The sequence below is a fragment of the Frankia sp. CpI1-P genome (assembly GCF_001421075.1).
Classification (GTDB): domain Bacteria; phylum Actinomycetota; class Actinomycetes; order Frankiales; family Frankiaceae; genus Frankia; species Frankia torreyi.
Map to the genome: position 1 here is coordinate 244,819 of NZ_LJJX01000004.1, position 15,165 is coordinate 259,983.

A 15,165-nucleotide genomic window follows, 5' to 3' on the forward strand; every position below is an offset into this window, starting at 1 on the left:
CAGGATCTCGCTGATGATGCCGAAGAACGGCAGAGCGATGATGTAGACCTCGGGATGGCCGAAGTACCAGAACAGGTGCTGCCACAGGATCGCGCCGCCGTTGGCCGCGTCGAACACGTGCGCGCCGAACCGGCGGTCCGCCTCCAGCGACAGCAGTTGCGCGGCCAGCACCGGGAAGGCGACCAGCACCAGGATCGACGTCACCAGGAACGTCNAGCAGAAGATGGGCAGCCGGAACATCGTCATCCCGGGCGCGCGCAGCGTCAGGAGCGTGGTGACCATGTTGACCGCGCCGAGGATGGTGCCGAGCCCGGACACCACCAGGCCCAGGACCCACAGGTCGCCACCGGTGGTGGGCGAGTAGATCTTGCTGTTGAGCGGGGCGTAGGCGAACCAGCCGAAGTCGGCGGCGCCGTCCGGGGTGAGGAACCCGGCGATGACGGTCAGCCCGCCGAACAGGAAGAACCAGTACGACAGCGAGTTCAACCGAGGGAACGCCACGTCGGGGGAGCCGATCTGCAACGGCACCAGGAGGTTGGCGAACGCGAACGCCAACGGCGTCGCGAACAGCAGCAGCATGACCGTGCCGTGGATCGTGAAGAACTGGTTGTACTGCTCGTTGGAGAAGTACTGCAGGCCCGGCCGCGCGAGCTCCGCCCGCATCATGACGGCCAGGATCCCGGCGAACAGGAAGAAACCGAACGCGGTGACGAAGTACATCACGGCGATGTCCTTGTGGGACGTCGTCCGCAGGTAGCCGAGCACGTTCGTGCGCGGCCTCGAGTGTGCCGTGACGGAGTCCTGCGGGCTGGGCCGAGCGGGTGACGCCGGTTCCCGCGGCTCCTCCAGAATCGTCACGCTCGGCTCCCGGTTCCTCGTCGTCCGCGCTGCGCCGCGGGCGGCCCGCGGTGAGCGGGCGGCGGCCGACAAGCCGCGGCGACGCTGCCGGCGACCGCGGACCAGCGGCGGTCGGCCGGCGGCAGCCTAACGTGCCGGACGGAATTCCGGTTGGACGCTGGTCGAGTTTTCTTCGATATGTTTCGCGATGCCCCGCCGGGCGATGTGGGGGATTCGCGAAGTTTATTGTCCGCGCGCCCGTGATTTCCGGACGGTCGTGGTCGTGGTCGTGGTCGCGGTCAGGCCGGTCGGGCGCCGGGGACACCGTCCTCGACGACCCAGGTGGCGTCGGTGGAGACCGGCGAGTCCCGCCGGGAGAGGTCGGCGACNACCCGCATGTCCGCGCGCAGTTCCGTCGGCGTCACCCGGATCCGGGTGTAACCCCGGCGATCGCCGCGAAAGTAGCGAACGTGCGGGTTGAGGCGGGCGTTGTTCTCCCGGACGAAGTCGTCGTTGACGAGGAAGAAGGCCGAGCTGATCGAGGTGCAGACGAACTCGGTCGCGACCGCGGGGGTCTCCGGTCGGTCGAAGTCGACGCGCAGGTCGTTCACCCAGGCGCAGTGGAGGTCCCCGGAGAGCACCACGGGATTGCGGACCCGGCTGTCGCGCACCCCGGACAGCAGTCGCCGCCGGTAGGGGCGGTAACCGTCGTTCTGGTCGAGGTTGGTCAGCATGCTCCCCGACCCGACGGGAAGCTGGCCGTCGAGCTGGGCCATCATCGTCTGCTGCGCGATCACGTTCCAGCGGGTCCGGGAGGCGTCGAGCCCCGCGCGCAGCCAGCGCTCCTGGGCGGCCCCGGCCATCGTGCCGCCGGTGTTGCCGGCGCCGAGCGCGGCCGGGCCGATGGCCTCCGGCGAGTTGCCCGGCACCGGGGTCCGGTACTGGCGGGTGTCCATGACGTTGAGCGTCAGCAGGCCACCGAAGGCGAGGCGGCGGTAGATGCGCAGGTCGGGCGAGCCCGGGTTGAGTTCGGCCCGGATCGGCATGTGCTCGTAGTACGCCTGGTAGGCGGCGGCCCGCTGGCGGGCGAAGGTGGCCGGGTCCTGGTGGCGGTCGCCGGCGTCGCCGGCCTCGTCGACGAGGCCGGCGTAGTTGTTCTCGACCTCGTGGTCGTCCCAGGTGACGACCCAGGGCGCGGCGTGGTGGGCCGCCTGCAGAGCCGGGTCCGCCTTGTACTGGCCGTAGCGGTTGNGGTAGTCCGCCAGCGTCTGGAGCTGGTCGAGTCCGGGCTGCTGGGGGGTGGTGTGCAGGCGGTCCGGGAACCGGCTGTCCGGGTCGTACTCGTAGATGTAGTCGCCGACGTGCACGACGAGGTCCGGCGCGTCCGCGGCGATGGCGTCGAAGGCCGGCCAGTAGCCGTTCTGGAAGTCCTGGCAGGAGGCCAGCGCCAGGGTCAGCGCCCCGCCGGCGGCGTCCGTGCCGGCCTGCGGGGCGGCGGCGGTCCTGGTGCGGCCGACGGGGCTGAGCACGGTGCCGGCCCGAAAACGGTAGAAGTACTCGCGTCCCGGCTCCAGGCCGCGGACGTCGACGTGCACCGAGTGGGCGAACGCCGCCTGCGCGGTCTGCGTGCCGGCGCGCACCACCGAACGGAAGTTCTCGTCGGCGGCGATCTGCCAGTCGACCGGGACGTCGCGCGAGGGCATCCCGCCGCCCTCGCTCGGGCGCGGCGCCAGCCGGGTCCACAGGATGACGCCGTCAGGCAGCGGGTCGCCGCTGGCCACCCCCAGGGCGAACACCCCATCGGTCACCCCTGGGACGGGGGTCGGCGCGCGCAGCGTCGGCGCCGGGATCGGCGTCGGGCCGCCCGAGCCGCCGCACGCCGCCAGTCCCACCGCGGCCGCCGCCGCGCCCCCGAGCCCCAGCCCGCCGAGCAGCACCGCCCGCCGGTGCGGGCGCCCGTGCGGGGCCGAGCCGGAGCCGGCGGCCAGGGATCGAAGGGGACGAGAGGGGCCCGCCGCGGCATCACCGGTCACAACGTCATGAGACTAGTGCGTCCGGACCAGCGGAGAGGGGTCGGACCGGCAGAGAGGGGCCTGACCAGCGGAGAGGGGCCGGATCCTGCGGGTGGGGTGCGGTCAGGTGCGGTCAGGCGGGGGCGGGGGCGGGGCGGCCGGGCTGATCGCCGCCGTGCGCCTCGCCGTAGGCCCGCGTCGCAACCAGCACCTTGCGCCGGTAGACGCAGACCAGCGTGCCGTCCTGGTTGTTGCCGCGGGTCTCCACGGTGACGACGCCCCGGTCGTCGCGGCTGCGAGAGGGGACCTTGTCGAGCACGGTGGACTCGCCGTAGATCGTGTCGCCGTGGAACACCGGCGCGACGTGCCGCAGCGACTCGACCTCCAGGTTCGCGATGGCCCTGCCGGAGACGTCCGGGACCGACATGCCCAGCAGCAGGGAGTACACGTAGTTGCCGACCACCACGTTCCGCTTGAACTGGGTGCTCTGCTCGGCGTAGTGGCTGTCCAGGTGCAGCGGATGGTGGTTCATCGTGAGCAGGCAGAACAGGTGGTCGTCGTACTCGGTGACCGTCTTGCCCGGCCAGTGCCGGTAGACGGCGCCCACCTCGAACTCCTCGAACCAGCGGCCGAACTGCATGACGGACCCCCTCCGGGCGCGGCGTGGGCAGCGCACCGCATGCCCTATCGAATGCAGAGAGTAGTCATCCTGTAGCCGTGTAGCCGTGTAGCCGTGTAGCCGTGTAGCCGTGTAGCCGGGTCCGCGCGGGCGGCCTCAGCCGAGATCGACCTCGCGGCGGTTGGGGTCGCGCAGGTCGGTGCCGGCCGCGAGCCAGCGCTGGTGCAACGCCTCCGGTCCCTGCACCCGCTTGAAGGCCGCCTCGTTCATGGTCATCGGCAGGACGGGCAGGAAGCGCACGGGCGCGGCGGCGGCGAACGCGGGGTCATCCAGGGCGTCGGCGAGCGGCAGGTCGGGGATAAGGCCGCCGGGCTCACCGACCAGCACCGCGGTGAACGGCGCGCCGTCCCACAGCGGCTCGCCGAGGTCCAGACCGGCGCCGGGGGCGATGGGCCGGCCCTCGACGGCGGGGACGGCCGCGAGCACGGCGAGCCGGCGCAGCACGCTGTCGCGGCGGCCGCGCAGCGACAGCACGAGCTCGGCCCGTGGCCCGGCGGGGTCGCGCACGGCGGAGTCGGACGCCGTCATCGGCTCCCGGGACATGCCGAGGGTGAGGTACCGGACGACGCCGCCGCGGTCGGGACCGAACCGCAGCACGTCCAGCGGCTCCGTGCCGAGAAAGGTCACCGAGGCGCGGCCGGTATCCCGACCGAACAACGCCGTGACGTGCCCCTCGACCGACCGACTCAGGGCGCTGTCGCTCACGGGACCCGTGCCGCAGTTCGCATGGGATCGATCGTAGGGTCGGCGGGAGCGCTCGTGCCGCCGGCGGCGTTCGGGAACCGTCGTACCCGGCGGGTGCGTTCACCATCCCGGCGGGCGTGTTCACGATGGTGCGCGACGACCTCGGGAGGCTANGGCTGTGGGACAGGTGCTGACGAAGGGCGGCAACGCGCCGTTGCCCACCACCGACGTCCGGGTGGAGATCGCCTCGTCGATCTCGCTGGACATCGCCGCGATCCTGGTGACGGCCGCCGGCAAGGTGCGCACCGACGACGACTTCGTGTTCTTCAACCAGCCGACCGGCCCGGGGGTGCGGCTGCTGCCACCGGCGGCGCTGGAGTTCACCCTGACGGCGGTGCCGCCGGACATCGACAAGGTCGTCGTCACCGGCAGCCTGGACGGCTCCGGCCCGGTGACGTTCGCGGGCGTGCGAGGGCTGGGCATCTCGGTGCGCGACGCGCGCGGCGGCGCCGAGCTGGTCCGGTTCGACCCCGCCGGGCTCGGCGCCGAGACCGCGCTGATCCTCGTCGAGCTCTACCGCCGGGCCGGCGCGTGGAAGGCACGCGCGGTCGGGCAGGGCTACGCCTCCGGCCTCGCCGGCATCGCCACCGACTTCGGCATCGCCGTCGACGATCCCGGCACCTCCGGCCCGTCGCCGGCCGCGGCCCAGCCGCCGGCCGCCCCACCCCGCCCGCAGCCTGCCGCGCCGGTGGGGCAGCAGTGGGGCCCGCCCGTGCCGCCGGCGCCGCCGGCCGCTGCGGCGCCCGGGGGGCAGCAGTGGGGCCCGCCCGCCCCGCCCGCGCCGGCCCCGGCCGGTGGGGCGCCGCAGTGGGGCGCGCCAGCGCCGCCGCCCGGTCAGCAGTGGGGCCCGCCGCCCGCGGCGCCGCAGTGGGGTGCGCCGCCGCCCGGTCAGCAGTGGGGGCCACCCGGCGCGCCGCCGTCCGCGCCCGCCGGCCAGCCGTGGGGTCCGCCCGTGCCGCCGCCCCCGCCGGCCGGCGGTCAGCAGTGGGGCCCGCCGCCCCCGGCTCCCGGCCAGCCCGGCGGCCGGATCAACCTGGACAAGGGCCGGGTCTCGCTGACCAAGGGCCAGAGCGTGTCGCTGGTGAAGACCGGCGCGCCCCCGCTCACCCGGGTGCGGATGGGCCTGGGCTGGGATCCGGCGCAGCGAGGTCGGTCGATCGACCTCGACGCGTCCTGCATCCTGTTCGACGAGCGCGGCAAGGACGTGGACAAGGTGTGGTTCATGTCCAAGAAGGGCGCGCGCGGCGCGGTGCGCCACTCGGGCGACAACCTCACCGGCCGCGGCGACGGCGACGACGAGACGATCCAGGTGGATCTCGCCGCCCTACCCCCGAACGTCGTCACGCTGATCTTCACGGTGAACAGCTTCCAGGGGCAGCCGTTCACCGACGTGCGCAACGCCTACTGCCGCCTCTACGACGACGTCACCGGCCAGGAGCTCGTCCGCTTCGACCTGTCCGAGTCCAAGCCGTCCACCGGGCTGGTGATGTGCCGGGTGCAGCGCGAGGGCGGCGGCCAGACCTGGGCGATGACCGCGATCGGCGAGTTCCACGACGGCAAGACCGTCCGCGCGATGGTCAACCCGTCGAAGCAGTACCTCTGACCTCCGCATCGCTGACCTCCGCACCTCCGACGTCCGCACCTCCGACGTCCGCCGCCCGCGTGTCGGCGGTGGGCTGGGCGGCGGCGGCGGTGGGCTGGGCGGCGGTGGGCTGAGCGGCGGTGGCGAGGCGGCGCAGGCGGATGACGGCGGTGGCGTCGAGCTGCCCGTCGCCGCGCGCCTGGGAGGCGGCGAGATCGCTCTCGGCGAGCTCGGTCAGCGGCACCGGGACGCCCCGGCGGGCCGCCTCCGCCAGGCAGATCCGCAGGTCCTTGCGCATCCAGTCGACGGCGAAGCCGAAGTCGAACTCGTCGCGGATCATGGTGGCGGCGCGGTTGGTCAGATACCAGGAGCTCGCGGCGCCCCCCGACACGGCGGGTAGCACCTGGTCCAGGTCGAGGCCGGCGGCGGCCGCGAAGTTGAGTGCCTCGGCCGCGCCCTCGATCGCCCCGGCCACCAGGATCTGGTTGACCATCTTCGTGAGCTGGCCGGTGCCGACCGGGCCGATGTGGGTGATCGTCGTCCCGTAGGCGGCCAGCACCGGTCGGACCCGCTCCACCGTGTCCACCGCGCCGCCGCACATGACGCTGAGGCGCCCCGCCTCGGCACCGGCCTGCCCGCCGGACACCGGCGCGTCGACGAAACCGACTCCCACCTGCGCCGCCTGCCCCGCGATCTCGGCGGCCAGCTCCGCCGACGTCGTCGTGTGGTCGACGATCGTCGCCCCCGGCGCCAGCGCGCCGAGCGCGCCGTCCGGCCCGAGCAGCACCGCGCGGACGTCGTCGTCGGCCCCGACGCAGACGCAGACCACGTCGGATCCGGCGGCGGCCTGCGCCGGCGTGGCCGCGACCCGGCCCGGGTGCGCGGCCGACCAGCGCGCCGCGGTCGCCTCCGTGCGGTTGTGGACGACGGTGTCGAAGCCGGCGCGGGCGAGATGGCCGGCCATGGGGAAGCCCATGGTGCCGAGGCCGACGAAGGCAACCTGCATCAGCGTGCTCCTGTTCCCGGATGGCCTGTTCCCGGATGGCCGGTCAGGAGCAGACTACGCATGTCGGACCGGGTGGCCGGCGCGAACGGCGCCCGCGGTCGCCCCCGGCCCGAGCGGGTCAGCGAGGCGTTTCGTACTCCCGCAGCAGGGCCCGGCTGATGATCCGCTTCTGGATTTCGGAGGTGCCCTCGCCGATGAGCATGAACGGCGCCTCCCGGTAGAGGCGCTCGATCTCGTACTCCTTCGAATAGCCGTAGCCNCCGTGGATGCGGAACGCCTCCGTCGTCACCTCGTGGCAGTACTCGCTGGCCAGGTACTTCGCCATCCCGGCGGAGACGTCGTTGCGCTGCCCCGAGTCCTTCTTGCGGGCGGCGCTCACCATCATCAGNTGACCGGCCTCGACCTTGGTCGCCATCTCGGCGAGCTTGAAGGCGATGGCCTGGTGTTCGGCGATCGGCCGGCCGAAGGTGCGCCGGGTCTGCGCGTAGGCGACGCCGAGCTCGAAGGCGCGGATCATGATGCCGCAGGCCCGCGCGGCGACGTTGACCCGACCGACCTCGACGCCGTCCATCATCTGGTAGAAGCCCTGGCCGCGGCCGTCGTCGCCGCCGAGGATCGCCGCGGCCGGCACCCGGTGGTCGGCAAGGATCATCTCGGTCGTCTCGATGNCCTTGTAGCCGAGCTTGTCGATGCTGCCGGGAATGGTGATCCCGCCGTGGGTGCCGAAGCCCGGTTCCTTCTCCAGCAGGAAGGTGGTCATGTTCCGGTAGACCGACTCGGCGCCCTCGTCGGTCTTCACCAGGGTGGCGACGATCCCGGCCCGCGCGCCGTTGGTCAGCCACATCTTCTGCCCGTTGAGCACGTAGCCGTCGCCGTCGTCGTCGACATTCNGGTCGGCCCGGCTGGTGATCGCCGCGACGTCCGAGCCGCAGCCGGGCTCGCTCATCGAGAACGCGCCGCGCAGTTCGCCGGTGGCCATCCGCGGCAACAACCGGCGGCGCTGGTCGGCGCTGCCATGCCGGCCGATCAGGTAGGCGACGATGAAATGGGTGTTGACGACCCCGGCGACGCTCATCCAGCCCCGGGCGATCTCCTCCACGACCAGCGCGTAGGTGAGCAGCGACTCGCCCAGCCCGCCGTACTGCTCGGGAATGGTGATCCCGAACAGCCCCATCTCCTTCATCGACTCGACGATGGACTCCGGGTATTCGTCGGCGTGTTCGAGCTCGGTGGCGAACGGAAGGATCTCCTTGTCGACGAACGTGCGCACCGCCGCGAGGATGTCGCGCTGCACGTCGGTCAGGTCGTCGGTCTGCGCGATCCTGCCCATCGGTCGTCCCCTCCTGCGGCCTGCGCGGCCGGCTGGCGTGCGCGGTCGGCTGGCGTGCGCGGTCGGCTAGCGCCCGACGCCGACCGGCGGCTCGAACTTCCGCGTGCGGGCGAGCCCCGCGGCGCGGCCCTTGCCCGCGACGACCTCGGCCATCTTGCGGCTGGCCTCGTCGATCATCTCGTCGCCGAGCATCACCGCGCCGGTCAGCCCGCCCTCGGCCGAGGTGTGCCAGGCGTAGGCGTCCATGATCAGCTCGGCGTGGTCGTAGTCGGCCTGGCGCGGCGCATAGATCTCGTTGGCCGCCTCGATCTGGCCGGGATGCAGTACCCACTTCCCGTCGAAGCCGAGCGCGGCTGAGCGGGCGGCGGTCGCCCGGAAACCCTCGGTGTCGCGGATCTGGAGAAAGGGTCCGTCGATTGCCTGCACCCCGCGGGCGCGGGCCGTCTCGAGAATCTTGAACAGCACGTAGTGGAAGGGATCGCCCGGATAGTCCGGGCTGAGCGCGCCGACCGTGAGCGACGGCATGTTGATCGAGGCCATGAAGTCGGCCGGGCCGAAGATGATGGTTTCGATCCGGGGGCTGGCGAAGGCGATCTCGCGCACGTTCGACAGGCCGAGCGCCGTTTCGATCTGCGCCTCGATCCCGATCCGGCCGACCTCGAACCCGAGCACCTTCTCGATCTGGGTGAGCAGCAGGTCCAGCCANGCCACCTGGGCGGCGGACTGCGCCTTCGGCAGCATGACGCAGTCCAGGTTCGCCCCGGCGCCCTCGACGACCTCGATGACGTCGCGGTAGGTCCAGCGGGTCGTCAGGTCGTTCACCCGGACGACCCGGGTCCGGCCCGTCCAGTCGCCCTCGTTGAGCGCCGCGACCACGTTCGCCCGGGCGGCCTGTTTCGCGCCGGGCGCGACCGAGTCCTCCAGATCGCAGAACACCTGGTCGGCGGGCAGGCCCTGGGCCTTGCCGAGCATCTTCGTCGAGGATCCGGGGACGGCCAGACACGATCGGCGGGAACGCTGCGGCATGATCCCTATGCTATCGACTCGTCACTCATCGTGCTCGTTCCCGGTCCGGGATCCCCGGATCGATCCGTTCGGTGAGCATCCCTGCGTCGACCTGTGCCCACCTGTGGCCGCCGGTGCCTCCTTCGATCCTCGACGACCAACGGCGACCATCCGCGCCGCGGCCTGTGCCCGGCCGCGCCCGGACGGCCTCACCGGCCCCGTGAATGCCCAGGCGGGCGGGTATGCCGGGGTCGGGGTTGCGGGAAGCGCCCGCGCGGGTAGCCTCCGGCCGTGAACAGGACTGCGGCGCCGGCCCGCGGCGGTATGNCCGCCTACGTCGGGAACGGTCAGTGACCAGGATGCCCACGCGCCCCACCCAGTCCAGGGTGTACTGCCGCCGCCTGGCCGGCCTGCTGGTTCTCGACCCGAACGGCGACCAGGTCGGCCGGGTCCACGACATCATCGTCACGCTGCGCCTCGGGCACGAGCCGCCCCGCGTGCTGGGCCTTGCCGTCGAGGTCCAGCGCCGGCCGATCTTCGTGCCGATCGGGCGGGTCACCGGCGTGGAGTCCGGCGCGGTCGTGCTCTCCTCGGCCCGGCTGAGCTGGCGACGCTTCCAGCAACGGCCGAACGAGACCAGGGTCCTCGGCGAGCTGCTCGACCGCCGCGCGACGCTGCTGTCCTCGGACACCGAGGTCACCGTCGTCGACGCCGCGATCGAGCCGATCCGCGGCGGGGACTGGGTACTCGACCAGGTGGCCGTCCGCACCGGTCGGGGTCGGCGCGGCGAGGTGCGCACCGTGGCCTGGGACGAGGTCACCGGCCTGTCACTGGCCGAGGGGGGCCAGGGCGCGGCGAACCTGCTGGCCGCGTTCGAGAAGCTGCGCCCCGCGGACCTCGCGACCCTGCTGCACGACCTGTCCGACAAGCGGCGCGCCGAAGTCGCCGCGGCCCTCGACGACGAACGGCTCGCCGACGTCCTGGAGGAGCTGCCCGAGGACGAGCAGGTGGAGCTGCTCGGCGGGCTCGCCGAGGAACGCGCCGCCGACGTGCTGGAGGCGATGGGCCCCGACGACGCGGCGGACCTGCTCGGCGAGCTACCCGCCGAGGACGCCGAGCGGCTGCTGCGGCTGATGGAGCCGGACGAGGCCGCCGACGTGCGCCGCCTGCTGCGCTACGCCGACGACACCGCCGGTGGGATCATGACCAGCGAGCCGGTCGTGCTCGCCCCGAACGCGACGGTGGCCGAGGCGCTCGCGCGCATCCGCGAGCCGGAGCTGTCCCCGGCGCTGGCCGCGCAGGTCTACGTGGTCCGCCCACCGTATGAGACGCCCACCGGCCGCTATCTGGGTCTCGCGCACTTCCAGCGGCTGCTGCGGGAGCCGCCGTCCACCCTGGTCGGCGGCGTGATCGACGTGGACATGGCGTCGCTGCGGCCGGAGACCCCGCTCGCCGAGGTCACCCGGCTGCTGGCGTCGTACAACCTGGTCGCGGCGCCGGTGCTTGACCGCGGCGGACGGCTCGTCGGCGTGGTCACCGTCGACGACGTCCTCGACCACCTGCTGCCGGCCGACTGGCGCGAGCGCCAGCTCGAATCCGACGTCGACACCCACACGACGCCGGGCCTGTTCGCCCCGCCCCCGGGCGGTGGGGAACCCGGCGCCCTGGGTGGGGTGGGCGCCAGCCCGCCGGCGGCTCCGTGAGGGGGCGCCGGCGCGGCGCGCGCCTGGACCAGCCGCGGCTGTCGCGGCGCGCGTCGCTACGGCCCGCCTACGAGCCGGACGCGTTCGGCCGGATCGCCGAGCGGGTGGCCCGGTTCATCGGGACGGCGCGCTACCTCGTCGCCCAGAGCATCGTCATCGTGTTGTGGGTCGCCTACAACGTCTTCGTCCCCAGCTCCGCGCGGTTCGACGAGTTCCCGTTCATCTTCCTGACGCTGGTGCTGTCGCTGCAGGCCGCGTACGCGGCGCCGCTCATCCTGCTGGCGCAGAACCGGCAGGACGACCGGGACCGGGCGAACCTCGCCCAGGACCGGGAGCAGTCGGTCCGCACCCGCGATGACACCGAGTACCTGGCCCGGGAGCTGGCCGCCGTGCGCATCACCATCGGCGAGCTGGCCACCCGCGACTTCCTGCGCTCGGAGCTGCGCGCCCTGCTCGCCGAGCTGGACGCGGCCGAACACGACCGCGACCGGGAACGGCGCGACCGGCGCCGACGCCGCGAGGGCGAGCGCCCCGCCCGCCGCGACCGGGCCCCCGCCGCAGAGCAGGACACCGCCCGGCCCGCCGGTGGGTCGCCCGGCGGGCCGCAGGAGCGCGAGCGCTGACCGCGAGCGCTGACCGCGGGAGCTGACCGCGGGAGCTGTCCTAGGACTGGCCCGCCGCGCCCCGGCAGAGCGTCAGCACCGCCATCGCGATCTCGACGCCACGGGGACCCAGCTCGTTCGCCCAGACGGCGATGATCTCGTTTTCCCGGGCGTGTTCGATCCGCGGGCCGCCCTCGGCCGAGCGCAGCGCCTGGATCTGCCGGGACAGGTCGCGGCGGGTGGCCAGCAGCTCGCGGAGCTGGGCGTCGATGTCGTCGATGTGCTGGCGTCCCTCGGCGATGTTGCTGATCGTCAGCGACTCGCCCGCGATCGGCGCGCGCCCCGCGCCGGTGAGGATGGCGCCCGGCGCCGTGGGCGCGGGGATCGCGGCGTCGGAACGGTCGACGAGGTTATCCACGAATGGGCCTTTCGATCGGAGGCCCGGCGCAGCCCAGGCCAAGACGACCCGGGGCGGACCGGGCCTGGGTCTGACGCTCGTACCGCGTGAGGTCAGCGGTGGAGCGGGGACCGTGCCCGGTCCCCATAAAACGGAGGCAGCAGCGCGCCGTGGCGCGAGGTTCGGCTGCTCTCCATACAGCAAGCATGCCAGCCCGGCGCGGATCCGTCCAGGAACCGACGCGGCGCCGCAACCACCCGCCTCGTCCCGGATGGTCCGCCCCTTCGCTGGTGCCGCGGCTCCCCGGTGGCGGGGTGGGATGATCGATCGATGGGACAGATGGAGTTCGGCGGCATGCCCCGCAAGCTGTTCGCCTGTACGCCGTCGCGGCTGGCCGCGTTCGAGGACTGCCCCCGCCGCTACCGGATGATCTATCTGGACCGGCCGCGCCCGCCGAAGGGGCCGCCGTGGGCGCACACCTCCTTCGGTGTCAGCGTGCACAACGCGCTGCGCCGGTGGTGGGAGGAGCCGCATCAGCGGCNCACCCCGCTGCGCGCCGCCGAGCTGCTGCGCCTGGGCTGGGTCGACGAGGGGTTCCGCGATCCCGAGCAGTCGCAGCACTGGCGGGAGCGGGCCGTCGGGATGGTCCGTGGCTACGTCGCGGGCCTGGACCCGGCGGCCGAGCCGCGCGGGGTCGAGCGCTCGGTCGCCACCCGCACCGAGGCGCTGGCCTTCTCCGGCCGGGTCGACCGCCTCGACGACCGGGACGGGGAGCTCGTCGTCGTCGACTACAAGACCGGCCGGCGACCCGTCACCGACGACGACGCCCGGACCTCGCGGGCCCTGGCGCTCTACGCGCTGGCCGCGGGCCGGATGCTGCGCCAGCCCTGCCGGCGGGTCGAGCTGCACCACGTGCCCACCGGGCGGGTCGCCGCCGCCGAGCACACCGAGGACAGCATCGCCCGCCACGTCCGCCGCGCCGAGTCCGTCGCCGCCGACGCCGTCGAGGCGACCGAGGCGCTGCGCGGCGGCGGTGAACCCGATCGCGCCTTCCCGCCCCGCCCCGGCCCGCTGTGCTCGTGGTGCGACTTCCGCCGGCTGTGTGCGGAAGGCCAGGCCGCCGGCCCCGAGCGCCAGCCCTGGGCCGCCCTCGGCGAGGACCCCGAGCCGGCCGGCTGACCTGCCGCGGCACCGGCCATCCGGCGACCTCCTCGCCCGTCGGATGTCACCATGGGGCGGTGTCCGAGCAGACCACAGCCCCCGCCCAGCCGCGGGTCTCCGCGAAGGCGATGACCTTCACCGAGTCCGTCATCCGGGACATGACCCGGCTCGCTCTCGCGCATGACGCGGTGAACCTGGCCCAGGGGTTCCCCGACTTCGCCTGCCCGCCCGAGCTCAAGGAGGCGGCCAAGGCCGCCATCGACGCGGACGTGAACCAGTACGCGATCACCTGGGGGGCGGCGGAGTTCCGGGCCGCGGTCGCCGCGAAGGTGGGGCGGACCTACCCGGGCTGGTCGGTCGACCCGGACACCGAGATCTGCGTGACCTGCGGTTCGACCGAGGCAATGATCGCCACCATGCTGGCGCTGGTCGATCCCGGCGACGAGGTGATCATGTTCGAGCCGTTCTACGAGAACTACGGCCCCGACACGATCCTGTCCGGCGCCCGGCCGCGGCTGGTCCGCCTGCACGCCCCCGACTGGTCGATCGACCCGGCGGAGCTGCGCGCGGCGTTCAGCGACCGCACCCGGGCCATCGTCCTGAACACCCCGCACAACCCGACCGGCAAGGTGCTGCGCCGCGACGAGCTGGAGCTGGTCGCCGAGCTCTGCCAACGCCACGACACGCTGGTGTTCACCGACGAGATCTACGAGCACATCCACTACCTCGGACCCGGCGGCCACATCCCGCCGGCGACGATCCCCGGCCTCGAGGATCGGACCGTCACCATCAACGCCCTGTCGAAGACCTACGCGGTGACGGGCTGGCGGGTCGGTTGGACGATCGCGCCGCCCGCCTACACCTCGGCGATCCGCAAGGTCCACGACTTCCTGACCGTCGGCGCGGCGGCACCGTTGCAGGCCGGCGGCGTGGCGGCGATGGGCCTGCCGCCCGCCTACTACGACGGGCTCGCCGAGCAGTACCGCACCCGCCGCGACCTGCTGTGCGCCTCGCTGGCCGACACCGGGTTCACGTTCCGGCAGCCGGACGGCGCCTACTACGTGATGTGCGACACCCGCGCGATCGACCCGGCCGGGGACGACGTGGCCCTGGCCCGCCGGCTGGTCACCGAGATCGGGGTGGCGGCCGTGCCCGGCTCGTCGTTCTTCGCCGATCCCGCCGACGGACGCCACATCATCCGGTTCGGCTTCCCCAAGAAGCTCTCCACGCTGCAGGCCGCCGCGGACCGCCTGGCCCGTCTGAGCCGCCCGGCCGCCGGCGGCTGAAGCCGGCGCTCGGGCGGGGTTGTCACGGCGCCGGGGTGAGCCGGGCCGGCGGCGTCGGCAGCCGGTAGCCGATGCCGGCGGCGCGGGCGTGCCCGGCGCGCAGCTCGCGGTCCAGCTCGGCGAGCTCGGCACGCACCCCGCCGCGCGTCGACCGGCCGAGCAGCGCCGGGCGGGCGCTCATCGCCGCGGGCTCGGGCGGGGCGTACCGGCCACGCAGGTACTCCCCGATCCACCGACCCTGCGCGCCGGCCAGCTCCGGGGGGCCGCCGACGTGGAAGACCCAGGCCGCCGCCAGGTCGAACACGCCGCCGAAACGGGGCGAGTCCGGCCCGCCCGGCCCCAGCCGGGCCGTGCCGTCGCCCAGCACGACCGCGTCGAAGACGCCGAGCAGGTCGTCCCCCGCCCCGGCTCCCGCGGCCGCCACCGCGGCGGCCGGGGCCGCGGACGTTGCCGAGGGCCGGGGATCGGCCCGCACGCCATGGACCTCGAAGGGCGGCGCCGCCGGGCCGGCCGCCGTGAGGCGCAGGGTGCCGGGCGACACCGCGAGGACCTGGTCGGCGCAGCCGTACGCGGCGAGGCGGGCGTGGGCGGCGGGCGGCACGGGGCCGGAGGAGAACGCGGCGACCGCGAGCCCCCCGTCGACGAGGGAGATCGTCGCGGCGGCGGTGGCCACGTCCACGCCGAGGACGGCGACCCGGGGAAGACCTGTCACGCTGGGGCACTCTAGTAGGACTTGATTAGGTCTGTCTGTGGTTGTACTGACTGTCGTCTTCATGTGTGTGGCGGTGGTTGGTATGAGACAGGACGAGATGGCCCGGGTG

The 15,165-nt window shown here is 73.4% G+C and carries 13 protein-coding genes and 9 pseudogenes; 6 read left to right on the forward strand and 16 right to left on the reverse strand.

Going from position 1 to position 15,165, the window contains the following annotated elements:
- From FF86_RS40415 to FF86_RS04650, 6 genes and pseudogenes are all read right to left on the reverse strand, one after another.
- On the reverse strand, window positions 1-214 hold a 214-nt coding region (locus FF86_RS40415; protein ID WP_242418172.1), incomplete at both ends, for a cbb3-type cytochrome c oxidase subunit I.
- Between the two features lies 1 nt (window position 215).
- Window positions 216-858: pseudogene (locus tag FF86_RS40420) on the reverse strand (cbb3-type cytochrome c oxidase subunit I); the annotation flags it as partial.
- A 369-nt stretch (window positions 859-1,227) separates the two neighbouring features.
- Window positions 1,228-2,088 (reverse strand): annotated as a pseudogene (locus FF86_RS40425) (alkaline phosphatase D family protein); the annotation flags it as partial.
- Between the two features lies 1 nt (window position 2,089).
- A pseudogene (locus FF86_RS40430) lies at window positions 2,090-2,825 on the reverse strand (alkaline phosphatase D family protein); the annotation flags it as partial.
- Between the two features lie 157 nt (window positions 2,826-2,982).
- Window positions 2,983-3,489: a MaoC family dehydratase gene (locus tag FF86_RS04645; protein ID WP_044883477.1), complete on the reverse strand. Its 507-nt coding sequence runs from the start codon at window positions 3,487-3,489 to the stop codon at window positions 2,983-2,985.
- 135 nt (window positions 3,490-3,624) lie between these two features.
- Window positions 3,625-4,233, reverse strand: a complete 609-nt coding sequence (locus tag FF86_RS04650) for a suppressor of fused domain protein (protein ID WP_044883478.1) — start codon at window positions 4,231-4,233, stop codon at window positions 3,625-3,627.
- Window positions 4,234-4,390: 157 nt separating this feature from the next.
- On the opposite strand from FF86_RS04650, the gene FF86_RS04655 reads away from it, so the two are divergent.
- Entirely contained in the window at window positions 4,391-5,875 is a 1,485-nt protein-coding gene (locus FF86_RS04655) for a TerD family protein (protein WP_044883479.1), read from the forward strand.
- On the opposite strand, the gene FF86_RS04660 is transcribed toward FF86_RS04655, so the two are convergent.
- The 8 genes and pseudogenes from FF86_RS04660 to FF86_RS40460 all read right to left on the reverse strand — a co-directional run.
- A complete protein-coding gene (locus tag FF86_RS04660) occupies window positions 5,850-6,860 on the reverse strand; it encodes an NAD(P)-dependent oxidoreductase (RefSeq protein ID WP_052680928.1) in 1,011 nt (336 codons plus the stop codon). The two genes, FF86_RS04655 and FF86_RS04660, sit on opposite strands and share 26 nt — an antisense overlap.
- Before the next feature lie 118 nt (window positions 6,861-6,978).
- On the reverse strand, window positions 6,979-7,119 hold a 141-nt coding region (locus FF86_RS40435; RefSeq protein WP_242418187.1), incomplete at its 5' end, for an acyl-CoA dehydrogenase family protein.
- Window position 7,120: 1 nt separating this feature from the next.
- Window positions 7,121-7,248: pseudogene (locus FF86_RS40440) on the reverse strand (acyl-CoA dehydrogenase family protein); the annotation flags it as partial.
- A 1-nt stretch (window position 7,249) separates the two neighbouring features.
- Window positions 7,250-7,528, reverse strand: a pseudogene (locus tag FF86_RS40445) (acyl-CoA dehydrogenase family protein); the annotation flags it as partial.
- A gap of 1 nt (window position 7,529) precedes the next feature.
- Window positions 7,530-7,750, reverse strand: a pseudogene (locus tag FF86_RS40450) (acyl-CoA dehydrogenase family protein); the annotation flags it as partial.
- Window position 7,751: 1 nt separating this feature from the next.
- Window positions 7,752-8,190 (reverse strand): annotated as a pseudogene (locus FF86_RS40455) (acyl-CoA dehydrogenase family protein); the annotation flags it as partial.
- A 66-nt stretch (window positions 8,191-8,256) separates the two neighbouring features.
- Window positions 8,257-8,895: CoA ester lyase (locus tag FF86_RS04670; protein ID WP_242418173.1), on the reverse strand; the 639-nt coding region annotated here is incomplete at its 5' end.
- 1 nt (window position 8,896) lies between these two features.
- Window positions 8,897-9,216: pseudogene (locus tag FF86_RS40460) on the reverse strand (HpcH/HpaI aldolase/citrate lyase family protein); the annotation flags it as partial.
- 338 nt (window positions 9,217-9,554) lie between these two features.
- On the opposite strand from FF86_RS40460, the gene FF86_RS04675 reads away from it, so the two are divergent.
- Both FF86_RS04675 and FF86_RS04680 read left to right on the forward strand, forming a co-directional pair.
- Window positions 9,555-10,898 (forward strand): magnesium transporter MgtE N-terminal domain-containing protein, encoded by a 1,344-nt coding sequence (locus FF86_RS04675; protein WP_044883482.1) that lies wholly within the window; start codon window positions 9,555-9,557, stop codon window positions 10,896-10,898.
- Window positions 10,895-11,521 (forward strand): DUF1003 domain-containing protein, encoded by a 627-nt coding sequence (locus tag FF86_RS04680; RefSeq protein WP_236706090.1) that lies wholly within the window; start codon window positions 10,895-10,897, stop codon window positions 11,519-11,521. The genes FF86_RS04675 and FF86_RS04680 overlap by 4 nt, the downstream gene beginning before the upstream one ends.
- A gap of 40 nt (window positions 11,522-11,561) precedes the next feature.
- Here FF86_RS04680 and FF86_RS04685 read toward each other — a convergent pair whose 3' ends face one another.
- Window positions 11,562-11,918 (reverse strand): chorismate mutase, encoded by a 357-nt coding sequence (locus FF86_RS04685; protein WP_082121646.1) that lies wholly within the window; start codon window positions 11,916-11,918, stop codon window positions 11,562-11,564.
- A 309-nt stretch (window positions 11,919-12,227) separates the two neighbouring features.
- Between FF86_RS04685 and FF86_RS40465 the strand changes: the two genes are divergently transcribed.
- The 3 genes and pseudogenes from FF86_RS40465 to FF86_RS04695 all read left to right on the forward strand — a co-directional run.
- Window positions 12,228-12,438: PD-(D/E)XK nuclease family protein (locus FF86_RS40465; RefSeq protein ID WP_242418174.1), on the forward strand; the 211-nt coding region annotated here is incomplete at its 3' end.
- A 1-nt stretch (window position 12,439) separates the two neighbouring features.
- Window positions 12,440-13,076: pseudogene (locus FF86_RS04690) on the forward strand (RecB family exonuclease); the annotation flags it as partial.
- A 59-nt stretch (window positions 13,077-13,135) separates the two neighbouring features.
- Window positions 13,136-14,344 carry a pyridoxal phosphate-dependent aminotransferase gene (locus FF86_RS04695; RefSeq protein WP_044883484.1) on the forward strand — a complete coding sequence of 403 codons (1,209 nt, stop codon included), beginning with the start codon at window positions 13,136-13,138 and terminating at the stop codon, window positions 14,342-14,344.
- 22 nt (window positions 14,345-14,366) lie between these two features.
- On the opposite strand, the gene FF86_RS04700 is transcribed toward FF86_RS04695, so the two are convergent.
- Window positions 14,367-15,056, reverse strand: coding sequence for a hypothetical protein (locus FF86_RS04700; protein ID WP_044883485.1), 690 nt, complete (start codon window positions 15,054-15,056; stop codon window positions 14,367-14,369).
- Window positions 15,057-15,165 lie beyond the last annotated feature (109 nt).